Source organism: Pseudomonas sp. LA5, from assembly GCF_028640825.1.
In the GTDB taxonomy this organism is placed as follows: domain Bacteria; phylum Pseudomonadota; class Gammaproteobacteria; order Pseudomonadales; family Pseudomonadaceae; genus Chryseomonas; species Chryseomonas aestiva.
This window is the reverse complement of record NZ_JAQYZY010000060.1, coordinates 108,689-121,727: the sequence shown is the minus strand read 5'-3', so window position 1 is coordinate 121,727 and position 13,039 is coordinate 108,689. Positions and strand designations below refer to the sequence as shown.

Annotated in this window: 15 protein-coding genes; 1 reads left to right on the top strand and 14 read right to left on the bottom strand. The window is 64.3% G+C overall.

Annotated elements, in window-relative coordinates; translation table 11 throughout:
- Window positions 1–4: 4 nt before the first annotated feature.
- The 14 genes from PVZ72_RS23110 to PVZ72_RS23045 form a co-directional block, all read right to left on the bottom strand.
- Window positions 5–2,602 (bottom strand): phage tail tape measure protein, encoded by a 2,598-nt coding sequence (locus tag PVZ72_RS23110; RefSeq protein ID WP_273863097.1) that lies wholly within the window; start codon window positions 2,600–2,602, stop codon window positions 5–7.
- Entirely contained in the window at window positions 2,592–2,711 is a 120-nt protein-coding gene (locus tag PVZ72_RS23105; RefSeq protein ID WP_017640277.1) for a GpE family phage tail protein, read from the bottom strand. The genes PVZ72_RS23110 and PVZ72_RS23105 overlap by 11 nt, the downstream gene beginning before the upstream one ends.
- A gap of 8 nt (window positions 2,712–2,719) precedes the next feature.
- Window positions 2,720–3,109, bottom strand: coding sequence for a phage tail assembly protein (locus PVZ72_RS23100; protein ID WP_187981233.1), 390 nt, complete (start codon window positions 3,107–3,109; stop codon window positions 2,720–2,722).
- Window positions 3,110–3,178: 69 nt separating this feature from the next.
- A complete protein-coding gene (locus PVZ72_RS23095; RefSeq protein WP_187981234.1) occupies window positions 3,179–3,694 on the bottom strand; it encodes a phage major tail tube protein in 516 nt (171 codons plus the stop codon).
- Between the two features lie 48 nt (window positions 3,695–3,742).
- Window positions 3,743–4,909 (bottom strand): phage tail sheath protein, encoded by a 1,167-nt coding sequence (locus PVZ72_RS23090; protein ID WP_187981235.1) that lies wholly within the window; start codon window positions 4,907–4,909, stop codon window positions 3,743–3,745.
- A 101-nt stretch (window positions 4,910–5,010) separates the two neighbouring features.
- Window positions 5,011–5,292 (bottom strand): phage tail protein, encoded by a 282-nt coding sequence (locus tag PVZ72_RS23085; RefSeq protein ID WP_187981236.1) that lies wholly within the window; start codon window positions 5,290–5,292, stop codon window positions 5,011–5,013.
- Window positions 5,293–5,300: 8 nt separating this feature from the next.
- Window positions 5,301–6,695, bottom strand: coding sequence for a phage tail-collar fiber domain-containing protein (locus PVZ72_RS23080; protein ID WP_187981237.1), 1,395 nt, complete (start codon window positions 6,693–6,695; stop codon window positions 5,301–5,303).
- A gap of 2 nt (window positions 6,696–6,697) precedes the next feature.
- On the bottom strand, window positions 6,698–7,192 hold the full coding sequence (locus PVZ72_RS23075) for a DUF1353 domain-containing protein (protein WP_187981238.1): 495 nt from the start codon (window positions 7,190–7,192) through the stop codon (window positions 6,698–6,700).
- The gene (locus PVZ72_RS23070; RefSeq protein WP_187981239.1) at window positions 7,189–7,749 is read right to left on the bottom strand and encodes a DUF4376 domain-containing protein; all 561 of its coding nucleotides are present in this window, start codon (window positions 7,747–7,749) and stop codon (window positions 7,189–7,191) included. The genes PVZ72_RS23075 and PVZ72_RS23070 overlap by 4 nt, the downstream gene beginning before the upstream one ends.
- Before the next feature lie 2 nt (window positions 7,750–7,751).
- Window positions 7,752–9,329: a WD40/YVTN/BNR-like repeat-containing protein gene (locus PVZ72_RS23065; RefSeq protein ID WP_273863096.1), complete on the bottom strand. Its 1,578-nt coding sequence runs from the start codon at window positions 9,327–9,329 to the stop codon at window positions 7,752–7,754.
- Window positions 9,322–9,957, bottom strand: coding sequence for a phage tail protein I (locus PVZ72_RS23060; protein WP_187978430.1), 636 nt, complete (start codon window positions 9,955–9,957; stop codon window positions 9,322–9,324). Before PVZ72_RS23060 ends, PVZ72_RS23065 begins: the two co-directional genes overlap by 8 nt.
- On the bottom strand, window positions 9,950–10,873 hold the full coding sequence (locus tag PVZ72_RS23055) for a baseplate assembly protein (RefSeq protein WP_187978431.1): 924 nt from the start codon (window positions 10,871–10,873) through the stop codon (window positions 9,950–9,952). Before PVZ72_RS23055 ends, PVZ72_RS23060 begins: the two co-directional genes overlap by 8 nt.
- Window positions 10,873–11,214, bottom strand: a complete 342-nt coding sequence (locus PVZ72_RS23050; RefSeq protein ID WP_187978432.1) for a GPW/gp25 family protein — start codon at window positions 11,212–11,214, stop codon at window positions 10,873–10,875. The genes PVZ72_RS23055 and PVZ72_RS23050 overlap by 1 nt, the downstream gene beginning before the upstream one ends.
- Entirely contained in the window at window positions 11,211–11,804 is a 594-nt protein-coding gene (locus PVZ72_RS23045) for a phage baseplate assembly protein V (RefSeq protein WP_187978433.1), read from the bottom strand. The genes PVZ72_RS23050 and PVZ72_RS23045 overlap by 4 nt, the downstream gene beginning before the upstream one ends.
- A 161-nt stretch (window positions 11,805–11,965) precedes the next feature.
- Here PVZ72_RS23045 and PVZ72_RS23040 point away from each other — a divergent pair, with 161 nt between their 5' ends.
- Window positions 11,966–13,039, top strand: a complete 1,074-nt coding sequence (locus PVZ72_RS23040; protein WP_187978434.1) for a hypothetical protein — start codon at window positions 11,966–11,968, stop codon at window positions 13,037–13,039.

Sequence of the window (13,039 nt, the reverse complement as noted above, 5' to 3'; positions counted from 1 at the left end):
GTGGTCAGGTCCTGTCCTTGAGGCTACTGCGGCCGCGGGCGGCCTTCTGGCTCTCGATGCGGGCCAGGACGGCCTGGACCTCGCGGGCGATTGCCTGGGCGTCCATACCGGCACCAGCGTTGATGGTGATGTTGTAGACGTCACCGCCCGCCGGGGCAGCAGGGGCTGCAGCGGACATCGCGGGTCGGTCGTCGAAGGTGATGCCGTTGGCCAGCGCGGGCGTGGCGGCGGTACCGATCCCCAGGGCGACCGCGCCGGCGCTGGCGATGCGCTTAGCGGTGTCGGCGATCTGGGCCAACGGACTACCCTCCCCCTTGCCCAGGCCGATGGCCAGGCCCTGCATGGTGAACTCGCCCAAGGAGGCGAAGACGCGGGACGGCGAGTGGATGTCCAGCTTCTCCTTGAAGAAGTTGATCGCGCTCTCGCCGGCGCCCATGACGGCGTTTTTCACCGCGCCCAGGCCGCTGGTGATGCCGTTGACCAGGCCCTGCATCATCATGCCGCCGAGTTCGGTGAATTTGGCCGGGAGCTCGAAGCCGAAGTAGTTCATCACCGCCGCGAAGGCCCGGTAGAAGAGGCCGATCGGCGAGAAGTCCAGGATCAGCTTAGCGATTCCGGTAATACCACCACTGGCCCCCAGCTTCATCTCCTCCCAGATCCCTTTAAACCACGGCGCAATGGTGCTCCAGTTGGCGTAGAGCAGGGTACCCGCGGTGACCAGGCCGAAGATGACGGCGGCGATGGGGTTGGCCATCACGACGGCGCCGAGCAGCCGGAAGCCTGCGGCCACCAGGGGCAGGGCGCCCTTGCCGAGGTTGAACAGCAGGCCGATCAGGTTCGGCAGGCGGATACCGACCTGGGCGAGCATGAAGCGCAGCGCCAGGAAGGGACCCAGCACGCCAGCCAGCCCCAGGGCAACGGTGCCGAAGGCGATCGACACGGCTGAAAGCACCGCGGCCACCTTGACCAGGTTGCCGGCTAGAGTGGGATTGGCCTCGGCCCAGGCGCCCGTGGCGGAGGCAGCATCGGTCAGCCAGGTGATGATTTCCTTGAGCTGGGGCGCGACTGACGCCCCGAACTGAGCTTGAGCGTTGGTGAAGCTACCGGTCGCGGCATCCCAGAGGTTGGTCACAGTCTTGAGCTGCTCGTTGACGCGCATCTGCAGGTCCGCCTGGGCCTTCATCTTGCCCTGGACTTCCTGGTAGCCGGCCAGGCCCTTGGACATCATGGTGTTGAGCGCGGTCAGGGTCTCGGAGTCGTCACCGAAGACCTGTTTCAGCACGCCCAGGCGGGTCTCGGTGTTGAGGCCCTTGAGCTTGTCCAGCTGAGCGTAGAGCTTCTCCATGCCGCCGAATTCGCCCTTGCCGTCGGTGAAGTCCAGCTTGATGCCCTTGTCCTTGAGGCCCTTGTTGGCCTTGCCGACCTTGTCCGTATCCATGCCCATCTGAAAGATCTTGCGCAGGGCGTTGCCCGCAGCGCCGCCCTCCATGCCGGTCTGGTCGAGCTGGATCAGCAGAGGGGCCAGGGCGTTGGCCGCCTCGAGACCTTCCTTCTTGATGATGTCCAGCGCCGGACTGATCTTGCTGAAGCCCTCGAGCATGTTGTTGGAGTCGACGCCCAGGTAGAAGCCGCGCTGGATGGTATCCATCAGGCCCATGAGGTCCTTCTCGCTGGTGCGGGTGGCGTCCTGCATCTTGGACGCGAACTCCGCGGCCTCGGTAACTGGCATCTTGAGTTGGACGCCCAGGTAGGCCGAGGCCTCGCCCATGCCGCCGAGGATGGTCTTGGCCGACATCCCCTGGCGCACCAGCATGGTCATCATTTCCTGGAATTCGGCGGTGGTACCGGGTAGGCGATCGCCCAGGCGCGTGGCCAGGTCGGAGATCTGCTTGAAGGATTCAGGGACCGAGCCGTCGCTCAGCATCAGCGAGGCGCGCAGCTGGGTGGCGGCGTCCTCGGCCGGGGCGAAGGCCTTGATCATGCCCAGTACCGGGCCGCCGATCGCGGCGCCGGTGGCAGCCGAGCTAGCGCCGGCCATGGCGGCGTTGCCGGCGAGCTCCTGGCCGCGCTTGAGCTTGCCGCGGGCGCTGGCCAGCTTCTCCTGGGTGCGATTGAGGCGCTCGAGCTTGCCCCGCTGAGTGTCGATCGCCGCATTGGCGCTGGTGATCTGCGCCTGCAGCCGCGACTGGGCGCCGCCGAGGTCGCGGGTATCCACGCCACTGGCGCGCATGATCGGCAGCAGGCGCTGCAGCTCAGTGCGCTGGGCGGTGTGCTTGGCCTGCAGCTTGTCGACGGCAGCGGCCGCGTTGGCGAAGGTCTTCTGGAAGGCAGCGGACGGGGCGTCCATCGCCTTGAGCTGCTCGCGGTAGGACCGCAGCTTCTCCTGACCCTTGGCCAGGGCCTCGGCGCTCAGGCGCACGGCCTCGCGCTGGCGCTGGTAGGCGCTGATGTCTTGCTGCTGCTGGTTGAGCTCCTTGACCCGGTCCCGGGCAGCCTTGAGCGCCCGGGCGGTCGCGTTGCCGCCCCCGGCGATGCGTTTGAGCGGGGCCGTGACCTTGTCCAGGGCGGACAGGAGGACGCGGATCTGCAGGTCATTGGCCATCGGGGGAGACTCGCTTGCGGGCGCGTTCGCGCCAGTCCATCAGTTCGGAAACGCTCAACTGGTCGAGCTGAGCGGGGTGCCAGTGGAAGGTGATGGCGAGATCCGCCATCGCATCCTCTACGTGGCGGGGAAGAGATCCGCCTTCATGGACTTCTTGAGCAAAAAACTGGCGACGACACTCCCGGCGTCGACCAGGTCGGCGGGATCCATGGCGCGGACCTCGGCCTCGGTGAGGGTCGGGGTGCTGATACGCGGGATCACGCGGACGATGGCGTTGACGTCCATCTGCAGCAGGTCGGACAGGGTGATGCCGCGCAGGGCGCCGGCGTTGGGCTTGCGCAGGGCAATCTGGGCGATGGTGGTCGCGCCGCGGACGATGGGCTGGTCCAGGACGACTACGTTTTCCGGTACCGGCTGCGGCGCGTTGTGGCTGTGGCTGCCGGCCTGGTCGAGGCTGATGGGGTGGGTGTGGTCGCCTGCAGGAACGGCGTTGGTGGTGTCGCTCATGGTGGTACTCCAGGTAATAGGCTTGGGAGATCAGGTGGCCCGCCGAAGCGGGCTGGAAAAGGGGAGGGATCAGATGCCGAGCGAGGCGCGCTGCTTGGCCAGGCGGTCTTCACCGCCGACGTTCTCGATGAAGTTGAGGAGGTCGATCTCGATCACGGTCTCGCCGTCCACGATCAGCTTGTAGTAGCTGCCGGCGGTGGTGATCTTGTGCTCGGTGTCCTCGCCGGCGCTGGCTTCACCCATCTCGATGGATTCGTGGCGGCCGCGGACGACGATCTCGACGGCGGTCTCTTCGCCGGTGTCGTCCTGCTGGTAGCTGCCGGTGAAGCGCAGGGGCACGGCTGCGGCGCCCACGGCTCCGAATTGCTTGAGGACGGTAAGGTCCAGGCCGCCGAGGGTCCATTCCAGCTGGATACCGTCGTCGGACATACCCAGGTCAGCCTTGACGGGGCCGTTCATGCCGGCGCCGCGGAAGGCTTCCATCTTGCGGCCGAGGGTCGGCAGGGTGACGGACTTGGCGACGCCCAGGTAGGAGTGGCCGTCGTTGAAAAGCATCATGTTCTTGAGTTTGCGGGGCATGGCCATGGGGGCAGCTCTCCAGAGGGCGCCCGTAGGGGCGCCGGGTGATCAGGATCAGGCGTTTACGCGGGTCGCGAAGTCGGCTAGGTAGCGGTCGGTGATGCGCTGGCGCAGGGTCATGTCTTCCAGCGGCGGGACGGGGGTGTAGTCGTAGTCGAGCCACAACTTGCCGGCCTTGAGGGTGCTGGAAGCGTTGGCGTCGGCGTCGTACCAGCACTCGCCGCCCAGCAGGTAGCCCTGGCGGGTCAGCTCGCGGAACTTGGCGTTGATGCCCTCGACGATGTCGCGCACCAGGCTGGGGTGCATCGGGCGATCCACGGCCCAGAAATGCGCCTCGGCCATGGTGTCTGCCAGCACCTGGGCGGTGCGGGTGTAGTTCTCGAAAGTGAAGAGCGCGTCGTCGCTGCAGGTGCGCGAGCCCCAGAAGCGGTAGCCCTCGTGGTTGATCAGCGTGGTGATCTGGTTGCCGTTGAGGTAGTCGCTGTCGGTGGCGGTGTTCTGCAGGTCCCAGAAGACATCCTTGGAAACGCCGGTGACGCCGGCCACAGCGACGTTGGACAGGGTCTTGTGCCAGCCCGTCTCCTGGTCGATCTGGGCACGCAGGCCCAGGGCGCGTGCGGTGGCGGCCGCGGTGACGGTCTTGTTGTCGGTGGTGGACCAGGCCAGGAAGTCAGGCCAGTGGAGCATCAGCTCGCGGGCGCTGAACTGGGTGCGGTAGGCGACGGCCTCTTCCTTGGTAGCGCAGCCATAGCAGCTGGCGTAGACGAAGGCGCGCAGCTGCTTGGCGATCGGCAGCAGGGCGGTGGTCACGGCCTGGGTGTCGAGCCCGGGAATGCCCAGGATGCGCGGCGTCACGCCGAGCTTGGCCTTGGCTGCGAGCAGGGCCTTCATGCCGGTGTATCTGCCGGCGACCACGCCGCCGATCAGGTTGGATTGCAGCTCCGCCGCGCTAGCGCCGTCTGCAACCCGGACCACGACCACGACGGGCTTGGACTGGTCGGCGATCGCCTGCAGCGAGGGGGCCAGGGTGCCCTTGGTGCCGGCCTTGCCGACAGCGGCCTGGACGTTGGTCAGCAGGACGGGCGTATCGAGCGGAAAGCTAGCGGCATCGGCATCGCTGCCGGTGCAAACCATGCCGATGACGGCCGTGGAAACGGTGGAAATGGAGCGGGTGCCTTGATTGATCTCGAGGACACGCACGCCGTGATGGAAGTCAGCCATGGAGGGTAAGCCTGCGCAGGTGGGTAGGTGACGCTGCACAGGCTGGCGGATCCGCGCGCGCGGGTCGCGGGGCGGGGTTTGTAGCGGGCGCCGCTACACAATCAGGCGGCGGTGATGAGGCTCGCCACGTCCGGGTTGGCGGCGAGGAAGGTCTTGAGCTTGTCGACCGGATCTTCAGCGTCGAAGGCCTTGGGTCGGTTGACCAGACGCCAGGTGGTGCCGTCCCAGCGCGGCCACTGGCTGTCCTCCCAGGTGGCGGGCGGCGGCGTTTCCACGCAGCGCGCCGGCAGGTGGTAGACGCCGGGCTCGAGCGGGGACTCATCGGCGGAGGTCTGGCCCTGGTAGAAGCCGGCCTGGTCGGTTTGATAGACGATTTTGTCCATGGGTTGCCTCAGTACTTGATGATGGCCAGCAGCGCGATATTGCGCGGGCGCGCCTCGCTGCCGCCGCTTGGGTCAATGGTGACGACGTGGGTGTGGTCGCCGTTGGTGGTGGTGTTGTAGTTGGTGTCGCGGTCGGTGAAGTTGTTGCCGCCGGACAGGCCGCTGCTGCTGGTCTCGGCAGTATCGGTGTTGGTGTAGACGTGGGAATGCGCGCCGGCCTGGGCCGTCTTGCCGGTGTGGGTGTGCTCCAGGTTCTGGCTCAACTGGCCGGTACCCATGCCGCGGCCTTTATCGATCCCGCGGCCGTCGTCCAGGCACCGGATGAATTCGCCGCGCAGATCCGGCAGGTTGAAGGTGGTGAAGCCATCACCCGCGCCGTGATAGGTGCCCAGGGCGGCGAATAGCTCGGCGTAGGCGGTACGCGAGATCGCCGCGCCGTTGGCCTTGAACCAGCCGGCCGGGGCGGTCGTGCCGGCGAAGTAGCCGACCGTGCCTGCCGGTACCCGGGCGATCAGGGCGTCCACCTCGGTCTTGCTGTAGAGCTCCAGATTGGCCCGAGCCTTGGCCTTGTCCGGTACGTCGGCCAGGTTCTGGGTCTTCATCAGCGGATCAAAGAAGGTGCCGAGCGGGTCGTTCTGGGCGAGGACTATCTTGGTGCCGGCGGCGTAGCTGCTGGTGAGCTTGAGCGCGGTGCTGCTGGTCGCGGTCCATTCCTCGCCGGCGCGCAGCCGGGTACCGGCCACATAGACCGCCAGGCCCACGGTGGTGGTCTTGGCCAGGTTGACCACGGTCTGATTGGCGGCCAGCGTCTGGACCTCCTCGATCGAGCGCACCACCACGTTGGTTTCAGTAGGATCTTCCCAGCCGTATTCGCCGGGGCCGTTGCCCCACTTGGCCAGCACCTGACGCACGGTCCCGCCAGGAATGATCAAGGCCTTGGCGAAGGTGTTGAGCACCCAGGTGTGGCTGGCCACCGCCAGATTCGGGTCCACCTGCAGGTTGATCACCGAGGCATTCGAGGCCAGGAATTGCACGCGCAGCACGGCGTCCGAATAGGCGCCCTCGCCGGGCAGCGGCTTGTAGGTGTCTGGCAGGTTGCCGACCACGAACAGGCTGCCCTGGTCGTCGAAGAGACCGACCTCACGCAGGGTGAAGCCGCCGGTCGCAGCCGGGATCACGATCTCGGCGATGAAGCCGCGAGGCTCGTCAGGGTCCTGGTAGACGCGGTTAATGGTGGTGCGATAGCGCTCGCGCACCAGCTGGGTCATGCCCTCAGCCGGGGTCACCAGGTTGCCATTGCCATCGCCCACGGCGGCCTGGGTCAGGTTGATGGCGACGCCGGCAGCCTCGGCCTGGGCCAGGCGCTTGAGCCCGTAGGCAGTGTGTATCGTGTGGAAGTCCATAATCAGCCCTTGCTGCCGGTGTGGTAATGACTGGCCCCGCCGAGGCGTGGCCCGATCCAGAAAATGAAGGCCCGCCAGCGCGCTTCGCCCTCAGCCCGACAGGCGCGGTACAGCACCGCGTCCGCCGCAGCCCGGGGCAACTGGCCGGTGCGGTAGAGGAAGTCGTGGACGAAGGCGGCCAGCACGGCGTAGCCAGCCAGGACGGCGTAGATGCCGGTGGCAGCGATGCTGGTCCACAGCAGCGGATCCGCGAAGGCCTGCAGGGGCAGCAGCAGGGCACAGACCGCGCCGGCGGCCCAGGCCAGGGCGGCCAGGATCAGGGCCCAGCGCGCGACCTCACGTAGAAAGAGGATCGACGCCAGGTCGCTGCGCTCGCCCACGGGAACGACGATCCGGCCATAGACGGGGTCGACGAAGACCAGCGGCTCGACCAGCTCCCAGGTCCAGCGGTCCACCTGGCGCATGGCCGGGCGGTTCTCGAAGTAGCCCTTGCTCATACCGGCCACCACTTGTCCGCGGCGAAGTCCTGGGGGATGGGCGCCATCGCCTTGAGGTCGCTGCCAGCCTGCACCAGTGCGCTCTTGCGGGCCGTGGCGGCCTGGCCCAGGGCGAGGGCTGTCTGGGCATCCATCGGCACGCGGGTATTGTCGGCGGCGATCCAGAAGAAGTCCTTGGCTGCGTCCGCCCAGCGCAGCTCGCCGGCCTTAGCGCCGTTGATGATGGCTGCGAGTGCGTTGTTCATGGCGCCCAGGATGTTTTCCCGGTCGCCAGCCTCGCGGGTCTGGTAGTGCTTGCCCTGGAACTCGAAGCCCAGCTCGACGCGACGATCCCGCTCGGCGTCGACCTGGTCAGCGGTGACCACTGGCAGCGGCTGCTCAGGCACCTTGTCGGCGGCGATCCAGCCCTGACCGTTCCAGACGGCCACCTGGCCAGCCTTGAGCTTGGGCGGTGGGGTCGGCGTGCTGCGCTCGGGGATGCCCGCCATAGGGTCGGCCTGGATGTATCCAGCCAGGACGCCATCGGCGCCCCATTGGTAAAGGGTGATGGTGTCCATGGTCATTTGGCCTTGATGAAGTTGGCGAAGGGCGCCGGTTGGGTAGCGGCCTTGGGGACCTTGAAAAGGGTTTTCACGTCGTACGACGGATTGCACCTCACAACGTCGCCACTACTGCCGCCGAATGCGATCCAGCCATATTGGCCGTCAGTCACTACGAAGTTCGGCCACGTTGTCTGCGCGCCGGGCCCGGTGCTGGCTCCGAATACCGTTCCAGAGAAAATAGCCGCTGCTCCAGCAGCCGAAATGCCGACGGTCAGCCTTAGATTGGAGCCGGTGTAACACATGAACCAGCAGAGGCCGCGGTCGTCGGTATCCCAGCCGTAGGGGGGCTGGCTGGCGGAATACTGGCCGACTGACGACCAGGTAAGGCCATCAATGGAAACCGCGTAGTAGCTGTACTGGTTGCTGCTGTTCCAGCACACGGCCACGAATACGCCGTTTCCATAGGTCACGATTGTCTGGCCGTTATATGCAGCCAGTAGCGAGATTTGCGTCCAGGTCTCGCCATTGTCGGTCGAGCGCAATCCTATGCCGTTGCTTTGCGCGGACATGATCCACAGGCCGTTTCGATTGGTCGAAAGCTTGAACGGCGCGTAAGGGAGGGCGATCCGCGTCCAGGTCAGACCGTTATCCTTCGACTTGAGGATAAAACTCTGATTCGACGGGGAGCAGGCGATCCAAGTCCCCTTTCTGTCACAGACGATGCTGGTGCATTGGCCGACAATGCCCGCCGCAGACGTGATCGACGTCCAGGTAAGGCCGTTATCCACGCTGCGCAGGAATCCATTACTGCCAACGGTGATCCAGACCCCAGCCTTGTCGGTATCTATCCCCTGGGCTTGGCCGTCCGTGATGGACAAAATCTTGGTGAAGCTGGCGCCGCCGTCCGCGCTCCGCATGATTCCCTGAGACGACGTCGATACGGCGGCGCAAATTACGCCGTCCTTGCCCAAGGCCACACTGAGAATGCCTTGCACAACTCCGCCGGTCTTGGGCCAGGCCCCATTACCGGTTGCGTCAGCGTCCAGCAAGCCAAGCTTCTGGAACAGGTCGGGGTAGCTGGCCTGCAGATAGTTTGCCCCGTCGGGAATCCATGTTGCGTCCGGGGCACCGCGGACGGTCGTCAGGACGTCGCCGATTGCGGGCTTCCAGTAGGTGCCAACCAGCGCTTCTGCCCAGCCCTTCGTGGCCGCGTGGAGCGGATCGGTCGGCGCACCTGCCAGCTTGAGCGCGCCGGTCATGGTGCCGCCGCCCTTGGCGAGCTTGGCGGTATCCAGGTCAGTGATGGCCTTCGCGTTGTCGGCGATTCCCTTCGCCTGGTTGGTCAAGGCAGCATCGACCGTGACCGTACCGAACCCAATCAGCTTCGCGCCGCCGGTGCCCTTGAGGGTGTCGGCCGTAGAGCTGGCCGCGGCGATCGCAGCCGCAAGACGGGAGACGACGCTTGGCAGCGTCTCCACCTTCTTGCCGTCGACGGTGATGTAGTAGCCCGCGGCGTTGCCGTTGGCGAAGTCGGCGATACGCGCCTCATTCCCCCGGAAGCGAGTGATTACCTCGGGTAGGGTCAAGTCAGCCATTTTTCAGTTCCAGCGCCTGGACCAGGTCCACGTTGGTGAGTTGGTGCAGCCCGGATTCAGCCAGGACGAAGCCAGGCTCCAGGGCGGCGTATTGGGTGTCGGAGGGGCGGACCGTCAGCTCGAAGCCGGCCGCGGTGACGGCGCCACGGTAGGCGCGGGTCTTGGTGGCGACGCGGAGCTCGATGGTGTCCAGGTGCGAGCGCAGGTTCTTGGCTGCCTCGACGACGGGCATGAAGCGCAGCGCGCTGCTGTTGGGCACGCCGATCTGGTCGACGTCGATCAGCAGGCGGAAGGTGCCGGGCTTGCCCGGCGGATCCTGCTGGTACCACTCCTGGACGCGGATCGGGAAACCCAGGGCGGCCAGGGCGTCCTTGATGGCGCCGAAGGTGCCCTTGGTGCGGTGGACCTGGATGCTCGCGCGGATGGTCTGGCGCTTCTGGTTCTCGCTCCACAGCGGATCCCAGGCGTCGACGGATAGGGCCCAGGCGAGCCAGGGCAGCTGCTCGGCCGGGGCGGTATTCGGGTCCCAGACCGACCGGGTGGGTACCGGCACGTCGCTGATGGCGCTACCGGTTTCGGCCAGGCGCCGCTCCAGGTCCGTGCTGTTGGGTGGCAGCAGCTCAGACATTGGTGGCCCCTGCCACGGTCAGGGTGACGCCGGTCAAGTTGCTGGCTTCGCCATTGCCCAGCACCAGGCTGGCGGCGGGCTTGGTGAGCTTGACCGCCTGGACGCCGGACTGGTGCAGGGCCTTGTAAAGGCCGGACAGGGCGACGTCATAGCCGATCTTTTTCACGCTGGCGGCATAGTCCTCGACCGCCTTGTAGGCGGCGGCGACCACGACATCGGAATCCGGACCGTCGTAGAGGGTGAGCTCGGCGTTGACCTGGTAGTCCACGATGTTGGCCGACAGCACGGTCACCTTGTCGGTGAGCGGCCGGACTTTCTCGGCGTTGAGGGCTGCGGTGACCTTGGCCAGCAGCTCGGGCGAGGCCAGGCCGGTGCCCAGGCGCGAGAGCACGTAGATGGTCACCTGGGTCGGCGCGGGGCTGATGGCCTGGACGTCGCGGACGTTGCCATCGGCGGACAGGCCGTGGAACACGTAGCTGCCCTGGCTGCCGGCGGTGGTGTAGCCCTCGGGCGACAGCTGGATCCGCGCGCGGAAGTCGTCGTCGGATTCGTAGACGGCAGCGGTGGGCGGCACGGCGTTGGGATTGGCGGCCTTGAGCAGCAGGCGGGTCACGCTGAAATTGGCGCCCAGCTGGTCCAGGTCGGTGCCCACGGCGAAGGCGAGCATCACGCCGCGGGTGGCATCGTTGACCCGCTGGCGGAGCACCAACTCGCGATAGGCGTTCTCCTGGAGCAGTTTGTTGACCGGATCCGACTCCAGGGCCAGGCGCTCGCGGATCGCCGCGCGCTCGGCCGCGGGGTAGAGGCTGATGAGGCGCTCCTTGCGGGTGGTGAGCAGGGTCTCGAAGTCCAGGGTCTCGACGATAGTCGGGGCCGGCAGCTGGCTGAGGTCGATGGGGCTGAAGGTGTCGACCATTACAGGCCTCCCAGGGTGAGCGGTGCGCGCAGGCTGACGGCGGCGTCGTTGACGGTGCTGTAGCCCTCGAGGTCAACGAAGGCCTGGCCCGGGGCGTCGCCCAGGCTGATGCCGATGTAGGTGAGGTTGAGGCGGGGCTCCCAGCGCAGCAGGGCAGTCACGGCGGTGGCCTTGGCCTGCAGGGCGAGGGCGGGATTGAGCGGCTGGTCGAGCAGGCTGAACAGGTCGCAGCCGTAGGCGCGGCGCATGGTCCGCGTGCCGATCGGCGTGGTGAGGATGTCGGCCACCGACTGCTGCAGGTGCTCGAGCTCGGTGACGGTCAGGCCAGTGGATCGGTTCATGCCGTGGGCGCTCCGGTCTTGCCGCTGCCGGTCTGCACGCCGCCGTGCGGATGCTTGACCAGGCTGATGCCGGCGGCGACCACGTCCACGCTGACGGTCACCTTGCCGGTGACGGTCTGGTTGCCGGTCTGGGTGTAGTCGCCCTGGTGGTTGATCGGGCCGACGATGTTGATGCCGCCGGTGCTGGTCAGATCGGTGACGCCACCCTCGGGCAGGACGGCCCGCAGGCGATGGGCTTCGCTGTCGTACTCGACGACGGCGCCGTCTGGGTAGGTGCGGCGGTGCAGGCCGGCGCGATCGCCGTTGGCAGGGATGAGGGCGCTGAACAGGCCGGTAATGGCGATGCCCTGGGCGGTCTGGCCGCTGGGGCTGAAAACAACAACCTGCTCGCCTACGGTGGGCGGATCCCAGTCGCGCGTAGTGCCAGCACGCAGGGCGGCCCAGGGCAACCAGCCAGTCAGCAGGTCGCCGCTCTGAACCCGAACCCGGGCAGGGCGTTTGTCTTGGAGGCTGCCATGGTCGACCTCGGCAACGGTGCCGAGGCGGATCAGGTTCTCGATGAGGCGGGAGAGGGCGGCGATGTCGGTCATGCCGCGGAGGATGGCCGTACCTGCTGAATGTAGCAGCTGCCGATATTTGTATGAGTAAGAGCTACAAGACAGGCTACGATATTGCTGATGCTAGGCCTAGATCAGCGCTAGGTGAGAATTTTTAGATGTTAGCCTGGATGCAAACATAAAGAGCTTAATGTATGGATAAATTTTTACCTCTACTAAACTTAATAGGGACGTTATTTTTGACGGCTATTATTAATAGGTTTATTTCTTCATTTCGCATTCGTCAGTTGTATTTATCTTGTGATGATTGCATGTCATGCTATGAGAAAGAGGTTTCAGGGTGCACGCTCACGCTAACCATAGTGAATAAAGGGAAAGACAAAGAGGAGAAAGTAAAAATACGGTTTCCTTCGGTTAATGTAATTCAGGTTATCTCTGTTTCCGCAGGAGGTGTAACAGCGGAGGGGAATGAAATTTTCGTTGATCGAGTCTTGCCAGATGAAACTGTTAAGATGGTGGTGTACGTTGACGATTTTGACTTCAAAAAGAAGGCGTCTAGGCCAAGCATAAAGTCTTCTGACGCTAATGGAAAAGTATTTAATAAGAGAGGCAGTATTCCTCCGAGTGTGGGGCCGACTGTCCGATTTTTGTCATTCTGTTTGGCTTTATTCATACTTGCTTTTTATCTAGGTTATACCGGGCGCGATCCTTTTTCTATTTACTATGGCGTAAGGTATTCTTATTTAACCGATGCTGGAGTGAATTTTAAATTTTATACCGACAATGCTCTTGTATCGGAGGGGACTAAGAGTTCCCCGACCTTAGAGCTACTCCCAGCTAGGCGTGAAGGATCGAAAATTATTTTCCCACTTAGCATAAGGAATCCTTTCAAAACACCTATCTACGCAAATCTGTCTGGCACAGAGTCGACGTCGGATTTCTGGGAAAGACGTGAACAGCTTAAAAGAAAGGGGGGTAATCCTGATACAGATCCTGAAATTTTGATGTTTAGGAGAAGAATTTGGCTGAGCGATTGGGAAAGTGCAATAGGAAAAGTTGAGAAGAAAATTGAGCCCGGCCAGACGGCCATTTTAAGTTTGGAAAGAGTTGCAACGCCTGACGCGGAATTGAAAAATCTCAAGATCGACCTGAGAGTCGATGGTGAAGACAATAAAGGAAAGGTGTTCAAGGATCATTATACTTATGTTCCGGCTGATTCTCCTAGTGCGAGGAATATAGTGGACATGATAAAAGCGACAGGGAACTAA

What these genes read in the sequence shown, in the direction of transcription:
- PVZ72_RS23070 (WP_187981239.1), bottom strand. Translation starts at nt 7,749, where the DNA reads ATGGACACCATCACCCTTTACCAATGGGGCGCCGATGGCGTCCTGGCT.
- PVZ72_RS23080 (WP_187981237.1), bottom strand. Translation starts at nt 6,695, where the DNA reads ATGGACTTCCACACGATACACACTGCCTACGGGCTCAAGCGCCTGGCC.
- PVZ72_RS23065 (WP_273863096.1), bottom strand. Translation starts at nt 9,329, where the DNA reads ATGGCTGACTTGACCCTACCCGAGGTAATCACTCGCTTCCGGGGGAAT.
- PVZ72_RS23085 (WP_187981236.1), bottom strand. Translation starts at nt 5,292, where the DNA reads ATGGACAAAATCGTCTATCAAACCGACCAGGCCGGCTTCTACCAGGGC.
- PVZ72_RS23045 (WP_187978433.1), bottom strand. Translation starts at nt 11,804, where the DNA reads ATGACCGACATCGCCGCCCTCTCCCGCCTCATCGAGAACCTGATCCGC.
- PVZ72_RS23050 (WP_187978432.1), bottom strand. Translation starts at nt 11,214, where the DNA reads ATGAACCGATCCACTGGCCTGACCGTCACCGAGCTCGAGCACCTGCAG.
- PVZ72_RS23090 (WP_187981235.1), bottom strand. Translation starts at nt 4,909, where the DNA reads ATGGCTGACTTCCATCACGGCGTGCGTGTCCTCGAGATCAATCAAGGC.
- PVZ72_RS23110 (WP_273863097.1), bottom strand. Translation starts at nt 2,602, where the DNA reads ATGGCCAATGACCTGCAGATCCGCGTCCTCCTGTCCGCCCTGGACAAG.
- PVZ72_RS23060 (WP_187978430.1), bottom strand. Translation starts at nt 9,957, where the DNA reads ATGTCTGAGCTGCTGCCACCCAACAGCACGGACCTGGAGCGGCGCCTG.
- PVZ72_RS23040 (WP_187978434.1), top strand. Translation starts at nt 11,966, where the DNA reads ATGGATAAATTTTTACCTCTACTAAACTTAATAGGGACGTTATTTTTG.
- PVZ72_RS23105 (WP_017640277.1), bottom strand. Translation starts at nt 2,711, where the DNA reads ATGGCGGATCTCGCCATCACCTTCCACTGGCACCCCGCTCAGCTCGAC.
- PVZ72_RS23095 (WP_187981234.1), bottom strand. Translation starts at nt 3,694, where the DNA reads ATGGCCATGCCCCGCAAACTCAAGAACATGATGCTTTTCAACGACGGC.
- PVZ72_RS23055 (WP_187978431.1), bottom strand. Translation starts at nt 10,873, where the DNA reads ATGGTCGACACCTTCAGCCCCATCGACCTCAGCCAGCTGCCGGCCCCG.
- PVZ72_RS23075 (WP_187981238.1), bottom strand. Translation starts at nt 7,192, where the DNA reads ATGAGCAAGGGCTACTTCGAGAACCGCCCGGCCATGCGCCAGGTGGAC.
- PVZ72_RS23100 (WP_187981233.1), bottom strand. Translation starts at nt 3,109, where the DNA reads ATGAGCGACACCACCAACGCCGTTCCTGCAGGCGACCACACCCACCCC.